We start from the raw sequence: 25,975 nt of genomic DNA, 5'->3' as shown, positions 1-25,975 counted from the left end.
GAAACAGGGACTGCCCCATCCCATGAGCCTTGTCGATACGGTCAAGAACGCGTTCGTACCGATCCATCGCGAGGGCTATCCGTTCATCGTCGCCTTCGGCGCGGGCACGCTTTTCCTCGGCTATTTCTCCTCGATCCTGTTCTGGATCGGGCTCATCCTCACCGCCTGGTGCGCCTATTTCTTCCGCGATCCCGAGCGGGTGACGCCGGTCGATGACCGTCTGGTGGTGAGCCCCGCCGACGGCGTCATCTCGGCGGTCGGCCCGGCCGTGCCGCCGCGCGAGCTTGGCCTCGGCAATGCCGAAATGACCCGCATATCGGTGTTCATGAACGTCTTTTCCTGCCACGTGAACCGCGCCCCGGTGCGCGGCAAGATTTCCCGTATAGAGCATCGGCCCGGGAAGTTCCTCAATGCCGAACTCGACAAGGCAAGCACCGAGAACGAGCGCAACGGGCTGGTCATCGACAGCCCCAACGGCACCGTCGCGGCGGTGCAGATCGCCGGCCTCGTGGCGCGGCGCATCGTCTGCTGGGCCGAGACCGGCGGCTCGATCGCCATAGGCGAACGTTTCGGCCTGATCCGCTTCGGTTCGCGCGTCGATGTCTTCCTGCCGGAGGCGGCGACACCACGCGTGGCCGTCGGCCAGACGGCGGTTGCCGGCGAAACGGTGCTGGCGGAATTCGGCGGTGTCGCCGCCACGCCTCTCGTGCGGATATCCTGACCGGTGGGCGCGCCGTTCAAGAAATTCGAGGCGCATGCCAGCGGCGGCCCGCGCATCCGCGAAATCCCGATGCGCATGGTGCTGCCCAATCTGGTTACGGTGCTCGCCATCTGTGCCGGCCTGTCCGGCATCCGCTTCGCTTTCGAGAACCGCTTCGAGCCCGCGGTGGTCATGGTGCTGCTCGCCGCGTTTCTCGACGGCATAGACGGCCGGCTGGCGCGGATGCTGAAAGCGACGTCGAAATTCGGCGCGCAGATGGATTCGCTAGCCGACATCGTCAATTTCGGCGTCGCGCCCGCGCTGGTGCTTTACGCTTTCCTGCTCGACCGCGCGGGATCGCCGGGCTGGATTGCCGCCCTTTTGTTCACCATCGCCTGCGGCATGCGGCTCGCCCGCTTCAATGTTCTTGACGAGGAAAAGGCCGAGCGGCCGGCATGGCAGACCGAATATTTCGTTGGCGTACCGGCGCCGGCGGGCGCCGTGCTGGTGATGCTGCCGCTCTATCTGTATTTCCTGCGGCTTGGGCTGGAGCCCGGCCGCCCGGCCGCCTTCATCGCCACCGGCTTCACCGTCCTGGTCGCCTTCCTGCTGGTCAGCCGTTTGCCGGTCTATTCGGGAAAGAGCGTCAAGGTGCCGGGTGACAAGGTATTGCCGGTCATCCTGGGCGTCGTGCTCTACATCCTGCTCTTGATGACCTATCCCTGGTACACGCTGACGGCCTCCGTCGCCGGCTATCTCCTCTTCCTGCCCTTCAGCGTGCGTGCCTATTCGAAGCGCGCCAGGCTGGAAGGGGAGCAGGTGCCGCCTTCGGATATCGGATAGCGCTGTTATCGCTTTCTTGAGGCGGGGATGTCGCCGAAGGCGACAGAGGGCGCATTGAACGCCAGCGCTTTGCGCCCGGGTCCGCGATTTAGGTGAGACGGCCCCCTCTGGCCTCTTCACTTACGCCGCCGCACTCAGCCCCAGACGATCGATGGCCAGTTTGCGGGCCGACACGTAGTCGGTCTTGCCTGAGCCCAGCGCCGGGATCTCTTCCACCTTGACGATGTCGTTGGGCACCATCAGTTCGGCCGCCCCGGCTTTCTTGCCGAATTGGCGCAGTTCCTCGGCACTCGCATCGTCGGCGGTGGTGACCAGCACGATGCGCTCGCCGCGCCTTTTGTCGGGCACTGCCACGGCGGCATGGCGCTCTTCCGGCCACAGCGACTGGACCAGCATCTCGACCGCACCCAGCGACACCATCTCGCCGGCGATCTTGGCGAAACGCTTGGCCCGGCCGCGAATGGTGATGAAGCCTTCGCGGTCGACCGAAACGATGTCGCCGGTGTCGTGCCAGCCTTCCAGCCGCTGCAATTCGCCCGGCCGGTCGGCGGTCATGTAACCCATCATCATATTCGGGCCGTCGAGCCACAGCCGGCCGGCGCCCTCGATGCCTTCGACGGGTTCGAGCTTCATGCGGATGGCCGGCAGCAGCCGCCCGACGGTGCCGTCGCGGCTATGGATGGCGGTGTTGACGGCAACCACGGGCGCGGCCTCGGTCAGCCCAAAGCCTTCGATGATCTCGGCCTGGAAACGCTCCCGATAGGCGCCGCGGGTTTCCGGCTTTACCGCTTCGGCGCCGGCGACGACGAAGCGCAGGCTGGAAAAATCGCCGTCCTTGGCGGTGCGCGCGTAGTTCGCGAGGAAAGTGTCGGTGCCGAACATGACCGTCGGCTTCACCTTACGGGCGATCTCGGGGATGATCTTGTAGTGGAGAGGCGAGGGGTAGAGGAACAGTTTTACGCCTGTGACCAGCGGCAGGATGGTGCCGCCCGTCAGCCCGAAGGAGTGGAACACAGGCAACACGTTGAGCAGGATATCGGCCGGCGAGATGGTGACACGGGCTTCCGCCTGCATGGCGTTGGCGTAAAGGTTCTTGTGCGACAGCACCACCGCCTTCGGCGTGCCTTCCGAACCGGAGGTGAACAGGATGACCGCGGGTTTGGCTGCGTCCTGACGCTGCAGCGGCCAGCGCCACAGCAAGGCGGCGGTAAGCTTTTCCAGCGCCGTCACGCTTGCGCGTGTATCCTCCAGCCAGAGAAACTTCGCGCCGCCCTTTTCGACCGCCGTCACGATATCGCCGAGGTCGGCCTTCTCGATGAAGGCGCGGGAGGAGACGACCGTGCGGATCACCGCCGTGCGGATGGCCGCGGTAATGCTGGCCGGACCCGCGGTATAGTTGATCATCGCGGCCACCCGCCCGGCCGAGAGCAGCCCGACCAAGGACAGCACCACGCCATTGGCGTTGGGCAGGAGCAGGCCGACCGCTTCGCCGGGCGCCGTCACCGCCTCGAAACGCCTGCCCAGCACGCGCGCGCCGATAAACAGTTTCCGATAGCTCAGCGCGCCCGAGACGACGTCCTCGATAATCGGATGCGACGCGCCGACCCTGGTTGCGGCGTCACGCATGGCCAGGAACAGGCCGCGATCGAGATCGGCGGCTGCGAAGCGCGCCTCGGAGAAGCGGTCGAACAGCGCGTTGGTGTTCGAAGCCTGGTCGGGAATGCGCGCCACCAGCTCGGCGATGGTCATTGGTTCCAATGCGCTGATCGACAGGCGCGGGAACCAGCGCCGTGGCGCGATGCTGGCCGGTGTCAACGAGACAGGAAGGTCGCGGGCGCCGCCGACGAAGATCGGCACGATGCGGGCGTCGGCCTGCATGGCGATGCGGGTGACAGCGCGAAACAGCCGGAACGACTTGACGTCGGGCTCGACCGCGTCCGGCAGGTAGACGGCAAGCCGGCCCTTGCCCTTCAGCACGCGCACCAGCCTGCGGCTGACGAAGACGTGCTCGGCGTTGAAGGCGATGGTGCGGCCAAGCTCGCGCCACGGCTCCAGCCATGGCGCCCTGGCCGAGGCTCCGTCGAGGATGTGCAGCGTGTCGTCAGGCAGCAGCGACAGCATCAGCGCCGGTTCGAAGTGCGACTGATGTGAGATGACATAGATGACTGGCGCCGCCGCATCGCGCGCGATTGCGATGCGGCTGTCGCTGATCCGGTAGGCGAGCTTGAACGGCACGTAGAGCAGCGCCTGGGTAAAGCGCAGGCCGAGGCGGAACTTTTCCATCACCCCGATCAGCAGCCAGGCCACGACCAGACCCGCAAGCAGCGCCAGTGTCAGGATCATGCCGCGTCTCTCCCAACGGTCCTTGCACCTCGGCTCTGCGGCCGCTTCGGCAAGAACCTAGACGATGTGCGGGCAAGGTCAATGAGGAGGCCTCCTGCCGCCTCTCACGAAGGGAGGGCAAAAGCGGCATCTTCTACGCCGTCTTCAGTCTCCCGCTGATGAAGCGGAATTCCTGCGTTTTGCCGCCATAACCGTAGGCGGCGGCCGGCACTTCGTGCACGAAGGCGTAGCTTTCCTCGTGCACGGACCCGAGCAGGCGCCCGAAGGCGGCGAAGATCGCCTTGAGATAGGCTTCCAGCTCGAGCTTGGTGTTGGTGCCGTCGACCACCTTGATGTCGAGCCAGAACGTATTGGTCCCATGCTCGGCCAGCGATGTGCCGCCGGCGAACCAGTGCTGCGGATCGAGGTAGGAAACGGCAACCGCCGTTATGGTCGGATCCTTGCGGAGGTGTGTGGCGGTGAGTTCGGTGGCCTCCTTGGCGATCCTGGCGGACAGCGTGGCGTCGGGCGTTCCGGTGACGCTGACGTTGATGATGGGCATTGTCCTTCTCCTTGGTTCTGGCGGGCTCTGTCAGCCAATGACGCAACCATGTCACCAATCATGAGTCATGAAAATCGAATTGTTTTCAAAAAATAGTTCGATAATATCGAACTATGAAAATGCTCGATCCCGACCTCTTGAGGACATTCCTCGCCTTCGCCGACAGTGGCTCGCTGGCGCAAGCGGCCTCCGTTGTCGGCCGTTCACCGTCGGCTGTGACGGCGCAGATGCAGCGGTTGGAAGAGGCTGTCGGCGAACCGCTGCTGGCGCCGCAGGGCAGGAGCCGCGGGCTGACGCCGACCGGTGAGGAGCTTGTCGGCTATGCCCGGCGTATCCTTGCAGCGCATCGTGAAGCCTGGCTCGGCTTGAAGGGCGCAAAGGCCGATGGACGCATCGCGATCGGCACGACGCAGGATTTCGCCGACAGCGGCTTGCCCGATCTGCTGCGTGCCTTCGCCGAAAGCCATCCGCGCGTCAGGATCGAGCTGCGCGTCGGCCGCTCCGCCGAGCTGGCGCACGCCCTTCAGGGCGGTAGCCTGGATCTGGCGATCGTTATGCGGCAAGCGGCGACGCCGGACGAAATCGGCATGCTGCGCGAGCCGATGATGTGGCTCTGTTCGCAGAAAGGGCTGGCTGCGCGACAGGACGAATTGCCGCTTGCGCTGCTCGATCCGCATTGCGGCTTCCGCGAAGCGGCGATCTCGGCGCTCGATGCGGCCGGCCGGCGCTATCGCATCGCGGCCGGCAGCGGCAGCCTGGCCGGCCTGCGCACGGCGGTCAATGCCGGCATTGCGCTGACGCTGCGCACCGCACGCTTTGCCCATTCCGGGATTGTCGAAGCACCCCACGCATTTGACCTGCCGCCCGTGCCCGTTGCTGAATTCGCCGTCCGGCTGCGCGCCGACGCCGAGAGCCCGGCGCGGGATCTAGGCGCACTGCTCGGCGCCGGCCTGGCTCTACCAGGGCTTTTTGGCAGAGAGCCGTCCATCGTCAGGCGCGGGGCCAAAGAAAAAGCCGACCTTGCGGTCGGCTTGGAGTAGGACGGACCGAGGGGTTTGGGGGGACTCGGGGGGTGGTCCGTCTGCTCAACAATGCCTGAACCGGATGATGGTTCCGTGACTGCGCAAATTTTTTTGGGCTCGGCTTTCACAACGGACCTGGCGCTTGTTGCTGCTTTGCCGACAGCCAGTCGCGGCCGGCATGGGCAAACACCGCACAAAGCACGATCGCGCCGCCGATCATGCTGGCCACGGGCGGTATCTCGGCCAGGAAAAGGAAGGCAAACAGGATCGCGAACGGCACTTCGGCAGAGCCGAGCAGGCCGGATTCAGCCGCAGGGATGAGCCGCGCTCCTTCCGTCCACAGGATGGAGGAGAGTGCGAAGCTCGAGCCGAAGGCGACCAGCAGCACGGCGTCTCTTGCCGAGACGGCAAGCGGGTCGGTGACGAACCAGCCGAGTATGAACAACAGCAGGGCCGAGACCGCGCCTGCCCAGACCGCCGGCGTGTCGCGGAAGGCGCGCACCATGATCATGTAGAGCGCGCTGCCGATCGTCATCAGCAGCGCCAGCCCGTCTCCGAACAGATTGCCGGTGCCGAAGCTCGACCAGACCATGACCGCGACGCCGCCAAGCGAGACCGCTGCGGCTAACATCGTCTGCAGGCGGAAGGGCTCGCGAACCAGCAGGAAGGCGAGCAGCGCGGCAATGAAAGGCGACGTCGCGTAGATGACCGTGACATTGGCGACGAAGGTGAATTTGAAGGCGGAGATGAAGGCGATGCTGGCCAGCGCGCCTTCCACCGCCAGCAGCCAGCCGCGCCAGCCGAGCCGCAGCGTTTCGCGGTTGCCGGAGCGGTGGCGGCGCCACAGCACATAGAGGCTGATCAGGATGAAGCCGACGAAGCCGCGCCAGCAGGTGATGGTCAGCGGATCGGCATGGATCGATTTGGTCAGCACACCGGTCAGCCCGAACACCGCCGCCGACGACGACACCAGAATGATGCCAAGTGTCCGTTCTGCGGTGTCGGTGGCGGCTGCTACGTCGGTCATGAAAGCCAATCTACGTGGTTCTGTCCTGACATCGTAGTGTCAGCAGTCTGGCCATCACAGCCGTTTGCGGAAATGCTCGCCGCCCACGATCAGCAGCCCTGCGGCAATGATGAGAGCAGCGCCGAAGAACACTTCGCGGCGCGGCACGTCGCCCCAGATGGCGAAGCCGAGCGCGAAGGCCCACAACAGCGAGGTGTATTCCAGCGGCGCGATGATCGAGGCCGGCGTCCGTTTCATGCCTTCGAAGAGAAGATACTGCGCCAACCCGCCGAGCGCGCCGACGCTGGCAAGCAGAAGCAGTTCGCTCCAGCCGGGCGTCTGCCACCAGAGCAGCGCCGGCACCGCCGAGAATATCAGGAAATAGAAATTGTTGAGCAGGAGCTGGACCATCGAGCGCTCGGCAAGGGCTGTCTTGCGCAACAGCACGATGGCGATGCCCCACAGGAAAGCGGCGGCCAGCACCAGCAGCACCGGCACGGACAGGCCGAGATGGGCAGGGTCGCAGGCGACGAAGACGCCGGCGAAGCCGATTGCCACCGCCAGCCAGCGCAGCATGGGCACCTTTTCGCCAAGCATCACCACGGAAAGCACGGTGACGATGATCGGGGCCGCGTAGTAGACGGTGGTCAGTTCGGCGAGCTGCAGGCTGCGCGCGGCATTGTAGTAGCAGAGCCAGGCCGCCAGGGTGAAGACGCTGCGCAACAGCATCGGCCACACGATCGGCGACCGCGCTGTCTCGGTATAGAGATGCCGTCCGCCGATCGCCGCGCAGGCGGTCAGTATGGTGATGCTCCGGAAGAACATGATCTGCCAGACGCTCATGCTGGCGACCAGCAGCTTGATCGACGCGTCCTGCGTGGAAAAAAGCAAATAGGCGACGCCGGTCAGGAGGATGCCGGCGAGAACCCTTTCGCGTGTTTCGAGAATGGCGACGTCGGCCATGCGGCAAGCGGCCTTGTGTGAAAACGGCTCCGGCCCCTGTCGGCTCCGCTCCCGCCAGCTATAGGGGCGAAACCTTGCAAGGCGCTGCTCCAGCGCCATGCTTGCGTTGGGGCAGGTCCGATCCCGGATGCGGCTTCTGGCGCGGCGCGACTGATTGGTTTAGCATTGTCTCACAAAGCCGGCGCATAGGCTCGGCGGGCCAGGGAAACGGTGCGGATCAAGAAGCCGGCGCTCGCATAAGAGACGCCATTCGCATCATGGCAGCGGGCCCTGACAGCCGGCAGTACGGACATCGAGACGCCGAGATCGGGGGGAGAACGCAATGCAGAAACTGCAATCGCAAGGCGTACATCACATCACGCTGGTCGGCGCCGGTCGCCAGACCTCGATCGATTTCTGGGAAGGCGTGCTGGGCATGCCTTTCATTTTCGAGCAGCCCAACCTCGACAAGGCGGCCGAAAGCCATCTCTATTTCGATCCGGGCGACGGGCGGCTGATCACCATCTTTACCGACGAGACCCGCACGCCGGTAAAGCGACGCACCCCGACCGACACCGGCTGCGTCCACCACATCGCCTTTGCCGTGTCGCGCGTCACCTTCCTGCAGGCGGTCGCCCGGCTTGATGCGCGCGCCATCAAGCACAGTGGCGTCAAGGACCGCGGTTTCATGGATTCGATCTATTTCGAGGATCCGCTCGGCTTGCTGATCGAACTTGCTTCCTACCGTTTCGAGCCGCCGGCCGGCTTTGGCCATGCCGACGTGCTGATGGAAGCGCACAAGCTCCGCGTCGCGCGGGGCGACTACAACATCGCCGAGGCGCATCTGGCCGACGCCATCCAGGCACTGGTCGAGCGCTCGCGCGCGACATTGTCGGCCGACAGGACGCCGCGCAATCCATATTGATTTTTGAATAAGCAAAGGGAGGAACACATGGCAAAGACAGCGACGAAGGGTGCGAGGAAGCCGGCAGCCAAGGCGACACCAAAGGTTATGGCAAAACCAGCAGCAAAAGCTTCAACCAAGCCGGCGCCAAGAATATCGGCAAAGCCTTCGGCCAAGGCGGCGTCAAAAGCAGCAACCGCCGGCAAAACCGCGTCCAGGACCAAGGGGAAATCGGCGAAGAACCCCGCCCTGATGATCAGCATGCTGAAGCCCAGCGTCAACAACATGACGGTTCGGGTGTTTGCCCGCGCCGCCGGGCTGGACCATGTCGAGGCCGACGCCTGGGGCAGCACGCGTTCGCCCGAATTCATGGCGCGCAACCCGGCCCATCTGACTCCGATGATCGAGGACAAGGGCCTGCCGCGAGGGGTGCTTTGGGAAAGCTGCGCCATCATGCAGTATCTCGCCAACAAGCACGGGCTGGAGAAATTCTACCCCAAGGCGCCTGCCAAGCGGGCGATGATCGACAGCGCCATGTTCTACCTGATCGGCACGCTCTATCCCTATGTGGCGCGCGCCACCTATCCGGCGCTCGGTTTCCCGCAATATGCCGGAGAGGTCGGCCACAGCGACGCTCATCCCGACAGGAAGGCCGAGGCGCAGAAGGCGGCGATCGCCGCCATCTCCGAACCGCTGGAGGTGTTCCACTCTTTCTTCAGGGACGGCAAGCCCTTCATTGGAGGCAAGAACCCGTCTATCGCCGACATCCGCCTGGCGGCGACACTCGAATTTCTCGTCGTCATCGACTATGCCCTGCCCGAATGGGCCAGCGACTACATGGCCGCGATGGAGAAGAAGCTCGGCAAGGCCTATGCAGACCCGGCCAGCGACGTGCGCGGCTACATTGCCCATGTGAAGTCACAGCCACGGGTGTGAGATCGCTTCGGCGTCGCAGGCCGGTTGAAGCCAGCCGGCGGCCAAGATGAACTGCGATCCGTCGGGTTCCTTCACGCCTCCTTTGTCTGGCAGGACAGTGGGGGGCACTGTCCGCCAGCGTATCGCGGATGCTCGTCACACCGCGCTTCCGGCGTATCCCGTGGCGCTTACTGCGTCGCTTGGTAAAGCTCCGCCGCCGCTGCTTTGAGCGCCCGCCTTCCGTCCGGCCTGAAATACATCATGTGTCCTCCGTCCAGCACATCGACGCGGATGGGCTTTGCACCGGCGAGCGTCGGTATCTGGTTCACCAGATAGCGAGACGCCAGATAGGGCGTGACGAGATCGGTGTAGCCGTTGACGATGACGACGCCGAGCGCGGGATTGAGCGAGCGCGCCCGCTGCAGATCGTTCATCACGCCGGCATAGCCCTGCCGCGATGTGCCGTAGTCCCAATTGCGGCTGATCTCGCCATTGAGCAGCCGATAGCTGACATCGGTGTGGTAGTTCAATTCGTCGCGGGCATAGCCGACAAAAGCCGAGGTCAATGCTGGAACGCTGCGGTCGAGCACCGGATCGGGTCCGGCGTTGCGAGCGCTTTCAGGAGCGATGTCGGCCGTGCCGATCATGGCGTCATAGGGGCTGAGCACCTTGCTCTTCGAGCGGGCGAACTCCCTCGCGAAAAGGCTGGTCGGTATACGCGCGAAGTTCCGCTGCACGAGATCGAGCGGCAGGCCGGTGATCTCGGCCACCCGCTGGCTCGCGAGCCCCCCGCCTTGCTCCAGCCCGCTGGCCAGCGCCGTGAGGTATTCGCCAAGCGCATAGCGCTCGACCGCGGCCAACTGCGCCCGCAGCGCCTCGCCCGTAACGCCGTCGGCACTGAGCCGCACCGATGCCAGCGAGGGGAGTTCGAGGGCCCAGTGCAGCGGCTCGAATTCGTCAGGTTGCACCAGCATGAATTCCAGCGCCGGCGAGATCAGCACGATGCCGCTCGGGCTAAGGCCGACATCCTCCTGCAGCATTCTGGCCAGCAGTGCCGCGCGAAACCCGCCATAGCTTTCCCCGGCAAGGAAAAGCGGCGAGCCGCTGCGGCCGTTCTGCGCAAGATAGAGCCGGATGAAGGCGCCGATCGAGCTGGCATCCTGGTTGACGCCCCAAAAATCGTGGGTGTTCTGCCCGGGAGCCTCGCGGCTGTAGCCGGTGCCGATCGGATCGACAAAGACGAGGTCGGTCATGTCGAGCCAGCTGTCCGGATTGTCGATGAGCTTTTGCGGCGGCGGCAGGAATTCGCCGTCGGCTCCGGTCGTGATGATGCGCGGACCGAGCGCACCGAGATGCAGATAGGCGGAGGCCGCCCCGGGGCCGCCATTGAAGACGAAGGTAATGGGGCGTGGTGCCGTTTTTGTCGCATCGGCCGGTGGCCGCAGCGTGTAGGCGACATAAAAGATCTCCGCCGTGACGTCGGCCTTGCCTGAAAGCAGCGACAGCGTGCCGGCCTTGGCCTGATAGTCCAGCTTGCGTCCGGCAACCGTGATCGAATGGCTGGTGACCTGCGGCTGCGGCAGCAGCGACAGCACACCGCCGGTCGGCGCCGGCCTCTCCGGCGTTTCAGCCAGCACAGGCTGTGCGAAGGCAGCAAGCATCAGTAGGATGAGAGAGATCAGTTTCAACTTGAACGGCATGAAGCCTCCGCGAGAACGCTTGTCGCATAGCTATAGCCGATGCGATCGAAGTCAAAGGAAAGGCCTGTCCGGCTGAAGACGATCGCCTGCCATCAGGGCAACGAATCCGGGTCAGCGGGTTCCGTGCAAGCCTTCTCGGCGCACTATTGAGAGAGCATTGAATGAAAAAACCCGCCTGTGCGGCGGGTCCCTGGCGCAACTCAGCACCATAACCAGATATGTACCATAGCTGCCTTCACCCTGTCAAGAAAAAATTCCTATCACGAGAGACCGCCCGCACACTCGACTGCCCATCGCCAGCCTTCGTTGACCCGAGTCGGTCACCGGAAAATGGAACGACGGCACTCCCCATGGATCAGACAGTTTTTGAGCCCTCGTCCGTCAATGTCCCATTTGGGATAGTGGTTGCGCGCGCCTGTGTTCCAACGCGATGATTATGTTTGCTTTCCGGTGTGATCGGGTCAAATCTCGGTCGGTTGGCGCATGCCAGCGCCAGAAACAATCGTCGGAAAGGGGCAGCGAAATGGACGCCACCGCACTGAAGGCCATGCAGGCGCCGCTGAAAGAGACCTATCGCGATGATGCTTCGCGCGCGCTCATCACGCTCAGGGCCAGAGGCAGTCTCGATGACCAGTCGATCGCCTGCAAGGTCGAGACGGGCAGGGCTCTCGCGATTGCCGGCTTGCATCCGGCAACCGGCGGCTCGGGGCTCGAGCTTTGCTCGGGCGACATGCTGCTGGAGGCACTTGTGGCCTGCGCCGGCGTAACGCTCAAGGCGGTGGCGACGGCGCTCGAATTCAAGCTCGGCGCCGCCACGGTCGAGGCCGAAGGCGACCTTGATTTTCGCGGCACGCTCGGCGTTGCCAAGGATGCGCCGGTCGGTTTTCGCGCCATCAGGCTGAATTTCAGTCTCGACACCGATGAGCCGCAGGAGCGCATCGATTCCTTGCTGAGGCTGACCGAACGCTACTGCGTGGTGTTCCAGACCATCAATCAGAAGCCGGAACTGACGGTCAGCGCACGGCGCTGACGCCGCATCACGCCTTACTGCGCTGCCGGTTCCTCCGCGTCGCCCTCGTCGGTGAAGGGTGATGCGCTCGGCACGCATTGCAGCGACCAGCCGGTCGGGGCCGGCTGCTTCTGGTATTCGGTGATGGCGGCGGTGCATTGTTCGCGCTTGTCGAACGTGCTGGGCAACACGACCATGCCGCCTTGCGGACCGGCAATTACTAGGTACCAGACCAACGCTACGCTCGAAGCCATGGGAATTTCCTTGCTCTGCCCAGCCGGGCTTGTTGTGGGAATCTATGTGATCCTATCAACTCTGCGGAAATGACGAAAGCATGACCGCGACGCAGCTTTCCGCCGCCACATCACGGCCGCGTGATGTGGCGGGGCGGGCGGGGCCTGGTCAATTCGTTGCGAAACAATAGAACAGGCCGTCGCCGCCGGTGCCTTTCAGCGCCTCCTGGCCGCAGCCGCCGCGCGAAGCATGCGAAGAGTTCCAGGATTTGGCGGCAGCCGAATCATCGAGCCCGGCGCGGTCGTGGTGACCCATCATGGCAGCGCCTTCCGTGCCGCTCATGGTCCAGTCCCCGCAGGTCTGGTCGGCGATCCTGGTGCCGTCGGGCTTCGAGCCGGTCAGCATGTCGTGGCGGTTGGGCGTGTCGCCGCGGCCGTTGACCATCTCGCCTTTTTCGTTGAGCGCCGTCTGCTTGGTGATGCCGTTGGCATCGCCGTGCAGCGAGGCGACGTCGTCGGCTATCTTGACGCCCTTGGCATTCACCCATGGTCCCTTGCCGATGCGGTCGCGCGCATCCTCGGTGCTGGTCGACAGGTATGCGGCCCAGGTCTTGCCGGTGACGCCGGCTGCTTCCGCCAGCGAGGCGCAATGCGCGTCCGCGCCCTTCAGGCCGCCGAGGTCTGCCCCTTTGCCCGAGCCGACGCTGGTGACGAAGAAACTCATTCTGGCATCTTGTGACAAAGCTGTGCCGGCGGCCAAGGCGGAGATAGTGGCGGTGGCGGCGATGAGAATAAGTCTGCGCATGTCGATCCTCCGGGGTTTGAGCTTCGAAAGTACATTCGAGGAACGCCGCCCGGAGCCGAATTCTTCCGATAAAAAGGATGCGGCTATTCCGGCTGCCGGTAGGCGACGAAACGGTTGTGCTTGGCCTGGAAGATCAGTCCCGTCTCTTTCAGGTCGGGGCTTGCCAGCGGCACGATGCGTTTGGCGATTTCGGAGGGATGCGGCAGCGTTTCCGGGTCCTCGCCGGGCACGGCTTGCGCGCGCATCGCGGTGCGGGTGGCGCCGGGGTCGGCCGCGTTGACTCTGAGCGGCAGGCTCTGCGTCTCATGCGCCCAGGAGCGCATCATCGTCTCGACCGCCGCCTTGGAAGCCGCGTAGGGCGCCCAGAAGGCGCGCGCCGAGTGAGCGGCATTGGACGAAAGAATGATGGCCCGGCCGGCGTCGGAGAGCCGCAGCAGCGGGTCGACCGAGCGGATCAGCCGCCAGGTCGAGGTGACGTTGATGGTCATCACCTTCTCGAAGGTTTTGGCCTCGACATGGCCGATCGGCGAGATCACGCCGAGCACGCCCGCATTGGCGACGAGAATGTCGAGCTTGCCCCAGCGCTCGTGGATGGCGCCGCCCAGGCGGTCGATGCCGGCCATGTCGGCAAGGTCGAGCGGCACCAGCGTCGCTTCGCCTTTGCCGGTTTTGGCGCGCTCCGCCTTGATCTGGTCGTCGAGTTCTTCCAGCCCGCCCACGGTGCGCGCCACGGCAATGACGTGGGCGCCGGCGGCAGCCAGTTCCCTGGCGATGAAGTAGCCGATGCCCCGCGAGGCGCCGGTAACGACCGCAACGCGGCCGGAGAGGTCGAGGGTCATGCGACAGATTCCGGAAATATGGCTATGGCAACTGGCGGTGCGGCGATCCTACGCGCCGCTCGTCGCCAGCAGCGACAGCGTGCGTACATTGTCGTGGCCTTCGAAATCGAGCAGGCGGGTGGGATACTGGCCGGTGAAGCAGGCGTCGCAGAATTGCGGCTGCTCGTTGTCGCGGCTGGCTTCGCCGACGGCGCGATAGAGTCCGTCGATCGACAGAAAGCCGAGCGAATCGACGCGGATGAATTCGGCCATCTCCTCGATCGACATGCGTGATGCCAAAAGCTTCGATTTTTCCGGCGTATCGACGCCGTAGAAGCAGGAGGCGCTGGTCGGCGGCGAGGCGATGCGCATGTGCACTTCCTTGGCGCCGGCGTCGCGCACCATCTGCACGATCTTCTGACTGGTCGTGCCGCGCACGATGGAATCGTCGACCAGCACGACGCGCTTGCCCTCGATCATGCGGCGGTTGGCGTTGTGCTTCAGCTTGACGCCCATATGGCGGATGGAATCGCCAGGCTGGATGAAGGTGCGGCCGACATAGTGGTTGCGGATGATGCCGAGCTCGAAGGGAATGCCCGCGGCTTGCGAAAAGCCGATAGCCGCCGGCGTGCCGGAATCCGGCACCGGCACGACGATGTCGGCCTCGACCGGATTTTCCTGCGCGAGTTCCGCGCCGATGCGCTTGCGCACCTCGTAGACGTTGCGGCCTTCGACCGAAGAATCCGGGCGTGCGAAATAGACATATTCGAAGATGCAGAAGCGGGTCTTCTGCGGCTCGAACGGGAACAGGCTTTCGATGCCCTTGGAGGTAACGACGACCATCTCGCCGGGCTTCAAGTCGCGCACGAAACGCGCGCCGATGATGTCGAGGGCGCAGGTTTCGGAGGCCAGGATCCAGGCACCGTCGAGGTCGCCCAGCACCAGCGGACGGATGCCGAGCGGGTCACGGCAGCCGATCATCTTCTTGGCCGTCATCGCCACCAGCGAGAAGGCGCCCTCGACCTGGCGCACCGCATCGATGAAGCGCGAGTTCAGATCGCGCTCCTTGCTGGTGGCGACGAGGTGCAGAAGCGTCTCGGTGTCGGAGGTCGAGGAGAAGATCGCGCCCTGCTTCTGCAGCGCGCGCTGCACGGTCATGGCGTTGGTCAGATTGCCGTTATGGGCCACGGCGAAGCCGCCATCGGCCAGTTCGGCGAAGAAAGGCTGGATGTTGCGCATGCCGGCGCCGCCGGTCGTGGCATAGCGCGTATGGCCGATGGCGCGATTGCCTTGCAGGCTGTCGATGACGCGTTGCTTGGTGAAGGTGTCGCCGATCAGGCCAACATGGCGTTCGACATGGAACTGGGTGCCGTCGTAGGAGACGATGCCGGCCGCTTCCTGGCCGCGATGCTGCAGCGCGTGCAGACCGAGCGTGACGATGGCCGCCGCGTCCTGTCGGCCGAAAATGCCGAACACGCCGCATTCGTCGTGGAAGTGATCGTCAGCTTCCGCGGAAAGCACGTCGTTTGCATCTGCCATGGGGCTCAAGCTCCGCTAAAATCGCCATATAAGGCGATAGCGTCGTGAAAGCAACGCGTCCGGCGATGGTTCACGATCATCGTCAGTCTTGGGCGCCTGTTCCGCGGCGCCCGATCACTCATCAATTCGCCGGCGCAGCCGGGGCCGGATTGGCCGGTGCGTTGTCCGCGGGAGGCGTTCCGGCATCGCTGTCGTCGGGGGCCGGCGCATTGGCATCGTCCCCTCCCGCCGGAGCATCCGTGGCCGGTGCATCCGGTGCGGCGGGCGTTTCGGCGGCCGGCTGATTCGGATTGAGCTTCTTGAGGATGGCGTTTTCCGGATCCTCGGGCAGCAGGCTTTCGAGCTTGGCGCCGATCTGTTCCAGCAGCGGCCGCGACTTGGCCTCCGTGACCCAGGCCGGTGCCTTGGCGCCGGCCAGCCAATTGAAGAACAGCAAGGCCACGGCGACCACCAGAATGCCGCGGGCCGCGCCATAGAGGAAGCCGAGCGTGCGGTCGAGCGCGCCGATGCGGGAATCGATGATCCAGTCGGCGAGTTTCATGGTGATGACGCTGACGACGATCAAAGCGATGATGAAGACGACGCCGGCGGAGGCCGCCATGGCGATCTTTTCATTGTCGATATAGGGCTTCAGGTAGGGCAGGACGGGCTTGTAGAAAAAGAATGCCGCCGCGGCTGCCGCCGCCCAGGACACGATGGACAGGACCTCGCGTGAAAAGCCGCGAACCATGGCGAGCATCGCCGAGACCAGGGTGAAGCCGACGAGAATTCCGTCAAGCAGCGTTATCGGCATCTTTGTCGCCCCACTCCCTGTCGCTCACCACTAGGTGAGCCCGTCATTCTTCGTCGTTGGCGCGGCTGCGCCGTGAGCCGGCTATGCGCGCCACGAGGTCGGCGAGCTCGGTGGGCTGGAAAGCGCCGGCCCCGATTCCTCCGGCAAGTTCCTCGCTGCCCAAGGGCAGAACCGCGCTTCCGAAACCCAGCTTTTCGGCCTCCTTGAGACGCTGCTGCGCATGTGCAACCGGCCTCACGGCGCCAGAAAGGCTGATTTCGCCGAAATAGACGCAATCGGCGGGAAGGGCAAGACCGGTGAGCGAGGAAACCAGTGCGGCCGCCACCGCCACATCGGCCGCGGGCTCGGAAATGCGGTAGCCGCCGGCGACATTCAGATAGACGTCGTGTTGGCCGAAGCGCACGCCGCAATGCGCCTCGAGCACCGCCAGGATCATCGACAGCCGGGCGCCGTCCCAGCCAACGACGGCGCGGCGCGGCGTGCCGAGCGAGGAGGGCGCGACCAGCGCCTGGATTTCGACCAGCACCGGCCTTGTACCTTCCATGCCGGCGAAAACCGCCGCTCCCGGCGATTTCGCGTGGCGCTCGCCGAGGAACAGCTCGGACGGATTGGCAACTTCGCGCAGCCCCTTGTCCGACATCTCGAAGACGCCGATCTCGTCGGTCGGCCCGAAACGGTTCTTGACCGTGCGCAGGATACGGTAGTGATGGCCGCCTTCGCCCTCGAAATAGAGCACGGCGTCGACCATGTGCTCGACGACGCGCGGGCCGGCGATCTGCCCTTCCTTGGTGACATGGCCGACGAGCACGATCGCAGCACCCGTGGATTTCGCGTAGCGGATCATCGCCTGGGCGGCGGCACGCACCTGGGTGACGGTGCCGGGCGCCGAATCGGCGAGGTCGGTCCACAGCGTCTGGATCGAATCGAGGATCACCAGGTCCGGCCGCTTGCCGTCGGCGATCGTGGCAAGGATATCCTCGACATTGGTCTCGGCTGCCAGTTCCACGGGCGTCGAGGCGACGCCGAGGCGCTGCGCACGCAGCCTGATCTGGGCGACCGCCTCTTCGCCCGAGACATAGACGATGCGGTGGCCCCTTGAGGCCAGGGCCGCGGCTGCCTGGGTGAGCAGTGTCGACTTGCCGATACCGGGATCCCCGCCGACCAGCAGCGCCGAGCCGCGCACGAAGCCGCCGCCGGTGGCCCGGTCGAGCTCGCCGATGCCCGACACGATGCGCGGCGCGTCCTCGATATCGCCGGAAAGCGTGGTCAATACCACCGCGCGGCCCTTGCGGGCGTTGCGCGTATTGGCCGGCCCGGAACCGATGCCGCCGGACGTGCCTTCCTCGACCAGCGTGTTCCATTCGCCGCAGGCATCGCATTTGCCGGCCCAGCGCTGATGCACCGATCCGCAGTTCTGGCAGATGAACTGGACGCGGGATTTAGCCATTAGCGAGGCCTCTTCGGGATCGCCGATGCTGGATAGGTGGGCAGGCCAGGGGGGTGTGACGGAGCGCGACGGTGAGTCAAAAAGCTACTCAAATCTTTCCGCGATATGATGTTCCTCCGCCAGATCCGAGAAGCGGGTGAATTCGCCGTGGAACGCGAGCGTGACCGTGCCCGTCGGTCCGTGACGCTGCTTGGCCACGATCACCTCGGCCTTGCCGCGCATCTCGTTCATCTCGTTTTCCCACTTGATGTATTCGTCGGTGCCGAGCTTCGGCTCGCGGTTCTTGAGGTAGTATTCCTCGCGGTAGACGAAGATCACGACGTCGGCGTCCTGCTCGATCGAGCCGGATTCGCGCAAGTCCGAGAGCTGCGGGCGCTTGTCGTCGCGGCTTTCAACCTGGCGCGAGAGCTGCGACAGCGCGATGATCGGCACCGCAAGCTCCTTGGCCAGTGCCTTGAGGCCGGTTGTGATCTCGGTGATTTCCTGCACGCGGTTCTGCGAGGCCCTGGCACTGGAGCCCTGCATCAGCTGGATATAGTCGATGACGATGAGGTCGAGGCCGCGCTGGCGCTTCAGGCGCCGGGCGCGGGCCGAGAGCTGGGCGATCGAGATGCCGCCGGTCTGGTCGATGAACAGCGGGATCTTCTGCATGGTCTGCGAACAGGCGACCAGTTTTTCGAAGTCCATTTCGGTGATCTCGCCGCGGCGGATCTTCGAGGAGGAGATTTCCGTCTGTTCGGAGATGATACGGGTCGCGAGCTGTTCCGACGACATTTCGAGCGAGAAGAAGCCGACGACACCGCCATTCGCAGCCTTGAACGACCCGTCGGCCTGCTGCGCCGGCACATAGGCCTCGGCGACGTTGAAAGCGATGTTGGTGGCGAGCGACGTCTTGCCCATGCCCGGGCGGCCGGCAAGAACGATCAGGTCGGACGATTGCAGGCCGCCCATGCGGCGGTCGAGGTCGCGCATGCCGGTGGCCAGCCCCGACAGGTGGCCGTCGCGCATATAGGCAGCGTTGGCCATGTCGACCGCGGTCTTGACCGCATCGGTGAAGCTCTCGAAACCGCCGTCATAGCGGCCGGTTTCGGCCAGCTCGAACAGGCGCCGTTCGGCATCCTCGATCTGCTCGGACGGCGACATGTCGACCGGCGCGTCATAGGCGATGTTGACCATGTCCTCGCCGACGGTGATCAGGGCGCGGCGGGTCGCAAGGTCATAGATGGCGCGGCCGTAATCTGCGGCGTTGACGACCGTGACGGCTTCGACCGCCAGGCGCACGACATATTGCGCCACCGTCATGTCGCCGACCTTCTCGTCGGCCGGCAGGAAGGTCTTCAGCGTGATCGGTGTCGCCACCTTGCCCATGCGAATGAGCTCGGCCGCGATCTCGAAGATCTTGCGATGCAGGGGTTCGTAGAAGTGGCTGGCCTTCAGGAAGTCGGAGACGCGATAGAAGGCATCGTTGTTGACCAGGATCGCGCCGAGCAGCGCCTGTTCCGCCTCGATGTTGTTCGGCGCCTCGCGATAGAGCGGTTGCTCCGCCACGCCGAATTTCCGCGCTGCCTCTGCCATGATGTCCCCGATTTCGATCCCGGTCTCTCGATATCAGAATCGGAAAATTGAGTGCTGACTTATCTGCAACAGTTATCACCCAAGCAGATTTGATGCCCACTGTTCACAGAAACAAAAAACCGTCCACAGGACAGTATTCCCGTGCCCTGATTCCGATTGACTCGACAAGGTGTTGATTCTACGCGACGGTTTGGAACAAAGCAAGAACAGTCGTCACCCGAAACCCTGGGCTGTATCGAGCACATCGCCCCAGTCCGACCGCCGCGCCGCCTTGAACAGTTCACCGTCACGCTTGCTGAAAAGCGTCTCGCCGGCACTGCCATCCGGCCGGCAAAGCTTGAGCGCGGCCTTGCCCGAGCCGGTTTTCGGCGGCGCGATCACCCGCGCCGCGCGGACTGGCGCCGGCTGCCTCGAAGCCGCGACATAGATGAACTTCTCGTCCTCCCATGGCACTTCGGCGTCCTTGGCCAGCCGGTGCAGGCGCGAGCGGGCGACGCGCCGCGAAAAGTGGCACCAGTCGGGCGGGATGAGCGGGCAGGGGTCTTCGTGCGGGCAAGGTGCCAGCACATGCGCGCCCGCTTCCGTCAGCTGCCGGCGAACCGCGAGAACACGCTGCCAGCCCGCCGGCGTGCCCGGCTCCACGATCAGCAGCGTGTCTGTCGTGAGCTGCCACAGCCGATCGACCATTTTGGGCAGGGATGCCGGTGCGATCTCGTCCAGCACATAGGCGCAGGTGACCAGATCCGCCGGCTGCAAACCGTCAAGGTCGATGGTCACATCGCCGGCCTGCCAGGCGATCCGGGCAGCGATCGCGTCGGCGGCAAGCGCCTCGCCGACCTTGCGCACCGCAGCACTGGCTTCCAGCAAAACCGCCTGTTGGAGACCGGGCCACAGGTCCGCCGTGGCCCAAAGTACGGTGCCCGGGCCTGCGCCGACATCGAGCAGGGTTTTCGGCGCGAATTCCGGCAGGGCTTCGTTCACCGCGTCAAGGCTGGCGCGGACGGCGGCATAGGTCGCCGGCAGCCGCGTCGCCAGATAGGCTTTGACCGCCATATCCTGCGCCATATGCAGGCGACCGTCGCGCAACTCGGCGCGATAGCGATCCGACAGGGCTTTCGCCGCCTGCCTGAGCACCGGCAGCGGCACGTTTTCGAGGGCACGGTCGACGGCCTGTCGAAGCGGGGCAGGCAGTTCCACGGCTCATGCTCCTCGTGGTGCGAGCAGGATGACAGAGGCACCCACTATGCAGAGCGCCGCCCCCGCAAGGTCCCACCGGTCGGGACGCACGCTTTCCACCAGCCAAAGCCAGGCGAGCGACGCCGCGATGTAGATGCCGCCATAGGCGGCATAGGCGCGGCCGGCCGCGCTGGTGTCGACAAGGGCCAGAAGCCAGGCGAAGAGAACGAGCGAAACGAAACCTGGCAGCAGCCACAGCGGCGACTTCTCCAGCCGCCACCACGCCCACACCGAGAAACAGCCGGCGATCTCGGCGAGCGCCGCGGCTGCATAGAGGAAATAGGTCATGAAAAAGGCCCCGCGACGATCACGAGGCCTTTTTCAGGGCAGGAGCCGGGAATGGCAAGCGCCAATGCCGCAAAGCGGTCTGTTCCTACTCCGCCACCTTGCGGCGCCGGGCGGGCTTGGCGGGCTTTTCGACCGGAGCCGCTTCGCGATGGCCCATGTCGCGCATTTCGAGCGCCTTTTCACATTTGACCATATAGTCGCGCGCCATCGGCAGCGTGTCGTTCTTCTTGGCAAGCTGGATCTGGAAGATGACCAGGTCCTGCCAGCGGAAGGCGGCTTCCGAGGCTGCCAGATAGAATTCCCACATGCGGCAGAAGCGCTCGTCATAGATCGCCTTGGCCTTGTCGCGGTTGGCGGCGAAGCGCTGGCCCCAATGCTTCAACGTGTCGGCATAATGGAGCCGCAGGATCTCGATGTCCGTGACGACGAGGCCTGACTTCTCGATCGCCGGCATGACTTCGGAAAGCGCGGGAATGTAGCCGCCCGGGAAAATGTACTTGCGGATGAAGGCGCTGGTCGCCCACGGCACGCCGGAGCGGCCGATCGTGTGCAGGAGCATGACGCCGTCGGGCTTCAGCAACGTCGCGCTCTTGTCGAAGAAGGTGCGGTAGTGGTTGACCCCGACATGTTCGAACATGCCGACGGAAACGATGCGGTCGAAGCGTTCATTGAGCTCGCGGTAATCCTTCAGCTCGAAATGGACGTGGTTTTCCAGGCCCTGGGCATGCGCCCGGTCGGTGGCGACGCCGTGCTGCTCGGTCGACAGTGTCACGCCCTGTACGTCGACGTCGAAGGCCTTGGCGAGGTAGAGGCCTAGCCCGCCCCAGCCGGAGCCGATGTCGAGCACCGTCTGCCCGGCCTTCAGCCTGAGCTTGGCGGCGATGTGGCGCTTCTTGGCTGCCTGCGCCTCGTCCAGCGTCATGTCCGGCTGCTCGAAATAGGCGCAGGAATACTGCATGTCCTCATCGAGGAAGAGCCGGTAAAGCTCGCCCGACAGATCATAGTGGCGCTGCACGTTGCGGCGCGAACGCGACGCGGTGTTGATCTGCTGCAGGCGGCGGAAAGCGTGGCGCAGGCCTTCGATGGCTTTCGACCACGTCGCGTCGATGCCGCCGCTGCCCATGTTCTGGAAAGCGATGCGCATCAGGCCAAGGACGCCGCCCTCGAGGATGTCGAGTTCGCCATCCATGTAGGCTTCCGGCACGGCCAGCATCGGATCGAAGGTGACGGCGCGCTCGGCGTGCCTGGTCTTGATGTGCAGGTGCACCGGCTCGCCGCTGCCGTCACCGAACACGAATGTTGTGCCCTTGGGGCCGGTCACCTTGAGATGGCCTGTGCGCACCAGGCGGTCGAGAACGCGTTTCAACAGAATATTCATGACCCAAATGTCCCCTCTCGGTCAGACAGGCTGTCCTACTCTGCATCAATATATAGGGTTTCGAAAAGTTCCTTTTGGCACAAAAATGCCCAGGTGGTGAACCCGGGCATTGGTCCAGTCTGACTGGAGCTGCCAGTCTGACTGGAGCTGCCAGTCTGATTGGAGCTATTGAGGCCGAAGCCGAATGCGGCGCGCCGGCAGGCGCGCCGCACCGATATCAGGCATTCTCTTCGCCCTCGAACTCGGCGTTCGGGTCGAAGAAGTTCTCCGGCCGGGCATTGTCGTTGATGTCCTCGCCATAGATGGCCTCGGCGGTGGTCAGCGTCTCGCCCTTGGCCTGCCGCTCGGCTTCGTCGGCCGTGCGGGCGATGTTGAGCGTGATGGTGACCTCGACTTCCGGATGCAGCGCAATCGCCACATTGGTCACGCCGATGGTCTTGATCGGCTGGTTGAGCTGGATCTGGTTGCGGTTGACCGAAAAGCCCTCGGCCGTCAGCAGGTCGGCGATGTCGCGCGTCGACACCGAGCCGTAGAGCTGGCCGGTCTCGCCGGCCGAGCGAACGGCGATGAAGCTCTTGCCGTCGAGCTGTTCGGCGACCTGCGAGGCTTCGGACTTCCGCTCGAGGTTGCGGGCTTCAAGCTGGGCGCGCTGGCCTTCGAACTTCTTCTTGTTGGCTTCGTTGGCGCGCAGCGCCTTGCCCTGCGGCAACAGGAAATTCCGGGCAAAGCCGTCCTTGACCTTGACGGTATCGCCCATTTGGCCGAGGCGGGAAACGCGTTCGAGAAGAATGACTTCCATGGTTTGTTCCTTTCATTAGGGCACCAATCGAGGGATCGGCACCGAATTCTCTGGAACAGGTCAGGAAGCAAAAGGGCGTTGCCGCCGGTGTCGCTGTCCTGCCTGTCGCGGCAGTTAGAGGCTTTTGGCCTCAACTCGGGATTTGATGCGCAATCCAGCGGCGCCCGTCGCCGTGGAAGAGAAGCGGGGGGGGGGGGGGGGGGGCGCCGCCCGCGTCAAGGATTAGCGAACCACGTAGGGCAGCAGGCCGAGGAAGCGGGCGCGCTTGATCGCCTTGGCGAGTTCGCGCTGCTTCTTCTGGCTGACGGCGGTGATGCGCGACGGCACGATCTTGCCGCGCTCGGAAATGTAGCGCTGCAGGAGGCGCACGTCCTTGTAGTCGATCTTGGGCGCGTTGGCGCCCGAGAACGGGCAGGTCTTGCGGCGGCGATGGAACGGGCGCCGGGTCGGGATCTGGTTAATGTCGACCATTATTCTGCACCCCCTTCAAAGCCTTCGCGCGGACGGCGCGGACCACGATCGCCACCGGCGTCGCCGCCGAAGCTGCGTGGCGGACGATCGCCGCGATCACGGTCGCCGAACGAGCGCGGACCACGGTCGCCGCGATCACGGTCGCCGAAGCCGCCGCGTTCCGAGCGCTCTTCGCGCTTCTGCATCATGGCGGAGGGACCTTCCTCATGCGCATCGACCTTGATGGTCAGGAAACGCAGCACGTCCTCGGACAGGCCCATCTGGCGCTCCATTTCGTTGAGCGCTGCCGGCGGGCAGTCAAGATCCATCAGCGTGTAGTATGCCTTCCGGTTCTTGTTGACCCGGTAGGTGAGGGACTTCAGTCCCCAGTTCTCGACCCGGCCGACCGACCCGCCATTGGCGGAGATGACGCCCTTGTACTGTTCGACAAGCGCATCGACCTGCTGCTGCGAGAGGTCCTGCCGGGCAAGAAACACATGTTCGTAAAGAGCCATTATGTCTTTTCGCCTTTCTTCGTTTCTCTCCCGGTTCCCGGCGGCAAAAGCCTCTGCAACTTCTCTGACCCGCCAGGAGCGGGGAAGAAAGGAGCATGACGAGACGGTCGAGAGCGGAGACACGGGAGGCGGAAGCGCTTCTGGCTTCACGCGAAGGTTTCGAAAACCTCCGGCCCTCCGTTCAGCCCCCAGCTAGGACCGGCAGATTGGCGGCGTCTATATAGCAATCCACGTGGAAGGCAAGAGCAGGCGGCAATCCCGGATGTCGCAGGGCCGGAAAAACCGGCAGGTGCGGCGACAGGACTTCATGGTTCCGGGAAACCAGACCTTAACCACCAAGACAGGTTGTGTGGGGTCGCCGCCCCGGCATCAACCGCCGATTCATCATGTCTGGCGCAAAAAGCGGCATCCCGCTGTCAGCAACGGGCTAGGCATTTCCGGGGGTAAGGATGCTTCTCAAGAAATTCTGGCGCTCGAAAAGCGGCAATTTCGCGCTTTTGCTCGGGATCGGCTTGCCGGCCATCTTGTCGGCGGTGGCCTTCGCAACCGATGTCTCCACCATCATGCGGGCCAGAAGCAACCTGCAGAATGCGCTCGACGCGGCAAATCTCGCTTCCTCGCATCTCGGCGATCTGGACATCACCCGCACCGACGCCTTCAACCGCTATTTCCAGGCCAACGTAGCCGGACATGGCGAACTCACAAATGCGCGGGCCACGTTGACGGTCGACAGCGGCGTCAACTTCGTCAAGACGAAGGCCGTCGCCTCGGCTGACGTCGATTTGAACTTCGCCTTCCTGCTCGGCCAGAGCAGGCACATCGTGGTCGATGCCTCGGCGGTCGAATCGAACAACCAGCTCGAAGTCGTGCTGGTTCTGGACAACACCGGCTCGATGGCCGGCGCCAAAATTGCTGCCCTGAAGACAGCGACGGACAATCTGCTCAAATATCTGGAGGCGGCGCAATCACCGACGCGCAAGGTCCGCGTGGCGCTGGTACCCTTCGTCACGGCAGTCAATGTCAACGGCGACGGGTTCGACCCGTCCTGGATCGATATGGACGGCAAGTCATCCACCAATGGAATCAATTTCCCCGCCATCAACCACAAGCGTCCCAATCATATGGCGCTGTTCAGGCAGTTGATGAAAGATCCGGCCTCTGCCGCGAAGTTAACGGGGTGGAAGGACGGCAAGGGGGAGGATACGGGTTGGAAAGGCTGCGTCGAGGCGCGTCCTGGTGCCCTTAATATCGCCGATACGCCGCCCGATCCACGTTACCCTGACACTCTGTTCGTACCGTATTTCGCGCCGGACAGTCCGGGAAACGGCACGAGGCCTTCCAGCGGCTATTCAAACGACGCCTATCACTACAACAACTCCTTTATCGACGACGCCCCCGATGAGACCAAACTTGCTCAGAATGGCGGACTGAATATTCTCGGAATAGATCTGAGCGGCTTGCTTGGAAGTGCTGCCGGCCCTTTGAGGGGTGATCTTGAAACGGTCGCCAAATATGTGGCGCCGCAGAACACCGCCATTGCCACCGCGGTCACAAGCGATCCAAACGCCTTGCAACTGACGGTAGGGCCAAACCGGTCCTGTCCCTCGCCAATCGTCCCCTTGACGGAAGACTTTACAAAGCTTCGCCAGGCGGCCGCCAAGATGCTTGCATGGGCGGGGTCCGGCACCAATGTTTCCGAGGGCCTGGCCTGGGGCCAGCGGGTGTTGTCGCCGAGTGCGCCCTATGCTGAGGGGACGCCTTGGAAGACGCCCGGGGTGAGCAAGATCGTCATGTTGCTCACCGACGGGGAGAATGTCGTCTACGGCGCCAGCAACGAGACGACGAAGTCCGACTATACGTCCTATGGTTTTCTCGCCGGCTCAGCCTATGGCGCTGCCGGTCGGCTTGGATCGGACAATCAGACGACCGCCGCGCGCAATGTCGACGGATGGACCAAAAGCGTCTGCACGCAGCTGAAGAACCAGGGCGCCGAAATCTACACGATGGTGCTGCAATCCGACACCCCCGCCAACCGCACGCTTTACAGCGCTTGCGCCTCGGATCCCAGCGACTATTACGCCGTCAACGATCCAAACAAATTGCCGAACGTGTTCCAGCAGATCGCCAACAAATTCTCGAAATTGCAACTAACGAATTGAACGCCCGACCCCGAC

General features: G+C 64.0%; 26 protein-coding genes. 7 read left to right on the top strand and 19 right to left on the bottom strand.

Annotated elements, in window-relative coordinates:
• Nucleotides 1–22 precede the first annotated feature (22 nt).
• Entirely contained in the window at nt 23–721 is a 699-nt protein-coding gene (locus LB533_RS10485; RefSeq protein ID WP_140637567.1) for a phosphatidylserine decarboxylase, read from the top strand.
• 3 nt (nt 722–724) lie between these two features.
• A complete protein-coding gene (locus LB533_RS10480) occupies nt 725–1,543 on the top strand; it encodes a CDP-alcohol phosphatidyltransferase family protein (RefSeq protein ID WP_140494505.1) in 819 nt (272 codons plus the stop codon).
• Nucleotides 1,544–1,663: 120 nt separating this feature from the next.
• On the opposite strand, the gene LB533_RS10475 is transcribed toward LB533_RS10480, so the two are convergent.
• Nucleotides 1,664–3,886 carry an AMP-binding protein gene (locus LB533_RS10475; RefSeq protein ID WP_140637569.1) on the bottom strand — a complete coding sequence of 741 codons (2,223 nt, stop codon included), beginning with the start codon at nt 3,884–3,886 and terminating at the stop codon, nt 1,664–1,666.
• Nucleotides 3,887–4,019: 133 nt separating this feature from the next.
• On the bottom strand, nt 4,020–4,427 hold the full coding sequence (locus LB533_RS10470; protein WP_140637570.1) for a tautomerase family protein: 408 nt from the start codon (nt 4,425–4,427) through the stop codon (nt 4,020–4,022).
• 113 nt (nt 4,428–4,540) lie between these two features.
• Between LB533_RS10470 and LB533_RS10465 the strand changes: the two genes are divergently transcribed.
• On the top strand, nt 4,541–5,467 hold the full coding sequence (locus tag LB533_RS10465) for a LysR substrate-binding domain-containing protein (protein ID WP_140637572.1): 927 nt from the start codon (nt 4,541–4,543) through the stop codon (nt 5,465–5,467).
• A gap of 106 nt (nt 5,468–5,573) precedes the next feature.
• Here LB533_RS10465 and LB533_RS10460 read toward each other — a convergent pair whose 3' ends face one another.
• Both LB533_RS10460 and LB533_RS10455 read right to left on the bottom strand, forming a co-directional pair.
• Nucleotides 5,574–6,476 carry a DMT family transporter gene (locus LB533_RS10460; protein ID WP_140549304.1) on the bottom strand — a complete coding sequence of 301 codons (903 nt, stop codon included), beginning with the start codon at nt 6,474–6,476 and terminating at the stop codon, nt 5,574–5,576.
• A 54-nt stretch (nt 6,477–6,530) separates the two neighbouring features.
• A complete protein-coding gene (locus LB533_RS10455; RefSeq protein WP_140637573.1) occupies nt 6,531–7,418 on the bottom strand; it encodes a DMT family transporter in 888 nt (295 codons plus the stop codon).
• Nucleotides 7,419–7,740: 322 nt separating this feature from the next.
• On the opposite strand from LB533_RS10455, the gene LB533_RS10450 reads away from it, so the two are divergent.
• Nucleotides 7,741–8,322: a VOC family protein gene (locus LB533_RS10450; RefSeq protein ID WP_140637575.1), complete on the top strand. Its 582-nt coding sequence runs from the start codon at nt 7,741–7,743 to the stop codon at nt 8,320–8,322.
• On the opposite strand, the gene LB533_RS29985 is transcribed toward LB533_RS10450, so the two are convergent.
• Nucleotides 8,220–8,564 carry a hypothetical protein gene (locus LB533_RS29985; protein ID WP_224556830.1) on the bottom strand — a complete coding sequence of 115 codons (345 nt, stop codon included), beginning with the start codon at nt 8,562–8,564 and terminating at the stop codon, nt 8,220–8,222. The genes LB533_RS10450 and LB533_RS29985 overlap by 103 nt on opposite strands.
• Here LB533_RS29985 and LB533_RS10440 point away from each other — a divergent pair.
• Complete coding sequence (locus tag LB533_RS10440; protein ID WP_224556826.1) at nt 8,455–9,237, top strand: glutathione S-transferase family protein; 783 nt, start codon at nt 8,455–8,457, stop codon at nt 9,235–9,237. The two genes, LB533_RS29985 and LB533_RS10440, sit on opposite strands and share 110 nt — an antisense overlap.
• Nucleotides 9,238–9,404: 167 nt before the next feature.
• Here the strand turns inward: LB533_RS10440 and LB533_RS10435 are convergent, their stop codons facing one another.
• Nucleotides 9,405–10,916 carry a S10 family peptidase gene (locus LB533_RS10435; protein ID WP_140637579.1) on the bottom strand — a complete coding sequence of 504 codons (1,512 nt, stop codon included), beginning with the start codon at nt 10,914–10,916 and terminating at the stop codon, nt 9,405–9,407.
• A 523-nt stretch (nt 10,917–11,439) separates the two neighbouring features.
• Here LB533_RS10435 and LB533_RS10430 point away from each other — a divergent pair.
• Complete coding sequence (locus LB533_RS10430; RefSeq protein WP_140637580.1) at nt 11,440–11,946, top strand: OsmC family protein; 507 nt, start codon at nt 11,440–11,442, stop codon at nt 11,944–11,946.
• A gap of 14 nt (nt 11,947–11,960) precedes the next feature.
• Here LB533_RS10430 and LB533_RS10425 read toward each other — a convergent pair whose 3' ends face one another.
• The 13 genes from LB533_RS10425 to rpsF all read right to left on the bottom strand — a co-directional run bounded on the left by LB533_RS10425 (nt 11,961) and on the right by rpsF (nt 23,801).
• Entirely contained in the window at nt 11,961–12,179 is a 219-nt protein-coding gene (locus tag LB533_RS10425) for a hypothetical protein (RefSeq protein WP_140494486.1), read from the bottom strand.
• 148 nt (nt 12,180–12,327) lie between these two features.
• A complete protein-coding gene (locus LB533_RS10420; protein ID WP_140637582.1) occupies nt 12,328–12,963 on the bottom strand; it encodes a hypothetical protein in 636 nt (211 codons plus the stop codon).
• A gap of 83 nt (nt 12,964–13,046) precedes the next feature.
• A complete protein-coding gene (locus tag LB533_RS10415) occupies nt 13,047–13,802 on the bottom strand; it encodes an SDR family NAD(P)-dependent oxidoreductase (protein ID WP_140637584.1) in 756 nt (251 codons plus the stop codon).
• 48 nt (nt 13,803–13,850) lie between these two features.
• The gene (gene purF / locus LB533_RS10410; protein ID WP_140637586.1) at nt 13,851–15,320 is read right to left on the bottom strand and encodes an amidophosphoribosyltransferase; all 1,470 of its coding nucleotides are present in this window, start codon (nt 15,318–15,320) and stop codon (nt 13,851–13,853) included.
• 121 nt (nt 15,321–15,441) lie between these two features.
• A complete protein-coding gene (locus LB533_RS10405; RefSeq protein WP_140494478.1) occupies nt 15,442–16,113 on the bottom strand; it encodes a CvpA family protein in 672 nt (223 codons plus the stop codon).
• 43 nt (nt 16,114–16,156) lie between these two features.
• Nucleotides 16,157–17,560, bottom strand: a complete 1,404-nt coding sequence (gene radA / locus LB533_RS10400) for a DNA repair protein RadA (RefSeq protein WP_140637587.1) — start codon at nt 17,558–17,560, stop codon at nt 16,157–16,159.
• A gap of 84 nt (nt 17,561–17,644) precedes the next feature.
• On the bottom strand, nt 17,645–19,135 hold the full coding sequence (locus tag LB533_RS10395) for a replicative DNA helicase (protein WP_140494474.1): 1,491 nt from the start codon (nt 19,133–19,135) through the stop codon (nt 17,645–17,647).
• Nucleotides 19,136–19,348: 213 nt separating this feature from the next.
• A complete protein-coding gene (locus LB533_RS10390; RefSeq protein ID WP_224677139.1) occupies nt 19,349–20,332 on the bottom strand; it encodes a small ribosomal subunit Rsm22 family protein in 984 nt (327 codons plus the stop codon).
• Between the two features lie 3 nt (nt 20,333–20,335).
• Nucleotides 20,336–20,659, bottom strand: a complete 324-nt coding sequence (locus LB533_RS10385) for a YnfA family protein (protein ID WP_140637590.1) — start codon at nt 20,657–20,659, stop codon at nt 20,336–20,338.
• Between the two features lie 85 nt (nt 20,660–20,744).
• Complete coding sequence (locus LB533_RS10380; RefSeq protein WP_224677138.1) at nt 20,745–22,037, bottom strand: SAM-dependent methyltransferase; 1,293 nt, start codon at nt 22,035–22,037, stop codon at nt 20,745–20,747.
• Between the two features lie 217 nt (nt 22,038–22,254).
• On the bottom strand, nt 22,255–22,836 hold the full coding sequence (rplI, locus tag LB533_RS10375) for a 50S ribosomal protein L9 (protein ID WP_140637593.1): 582 nt from the start codon (nt 22,834–22,836) through the stop codon (nt 22,255–22,257).
• 222 nt (nt 22,837–23,058) lie between these two features.
• Nucleotides 23,059–23,307 (bottom strand): 30S ribosomal protein S18, encoded by a 249-nt coding sequence (gene rpsR, locus LB533_RS10370; RefSeq protein ID WP_006203718.1) that lies wholly within the window; start codon nt 23,305–23,307, stop codon nt 23,059–23,061.
• Nucleotides 23,307–23,801 (bottom strand): 30S ribosomal protein S6, encoded by a 495-nt coding sequence (gene rpsF / locus LB533_RS10365; protein WP_140494463.1) that lies wholly within the window; start codon nt 23,799–23,801, stop codon nt 23,307–23,309. The genes rpsR and rpsF overlap by 1 nt, the downstream gene beginning before the upstream one ends.
• Nucleotides 23,802–24,250: 449 nt before the next feature.
• Between rpsF and LB533_RS10360 the strand changes: the two genes are divergently transcribed.
• On the top strand, nt 24,251–25,960 hold the full coding sequence (locus LB533_RS10360) for a pilus assembly protein (protein WP_224677137.1): 1,710 nt from the start codon (nt 24,251–24,253) through the stop codon (nt 25,958–25,960).
• Nucleotides 25,961–25,975: the final 15 nt, after the last annotated feature.

Origin of the sequence: Mesorhizobium sp. BR1-1-13 (assembly GCF_020165515.1) — a bacterium.
Classification (GTDB): Bacteria; Pseudomonadota; Alphaproteobacteria; order Rhizobiales; family Rhizobiaceae; genus Mesorhizobium.
This window is presented reverse-complemented; position numbering and strand designations above follow the sequence as displayed.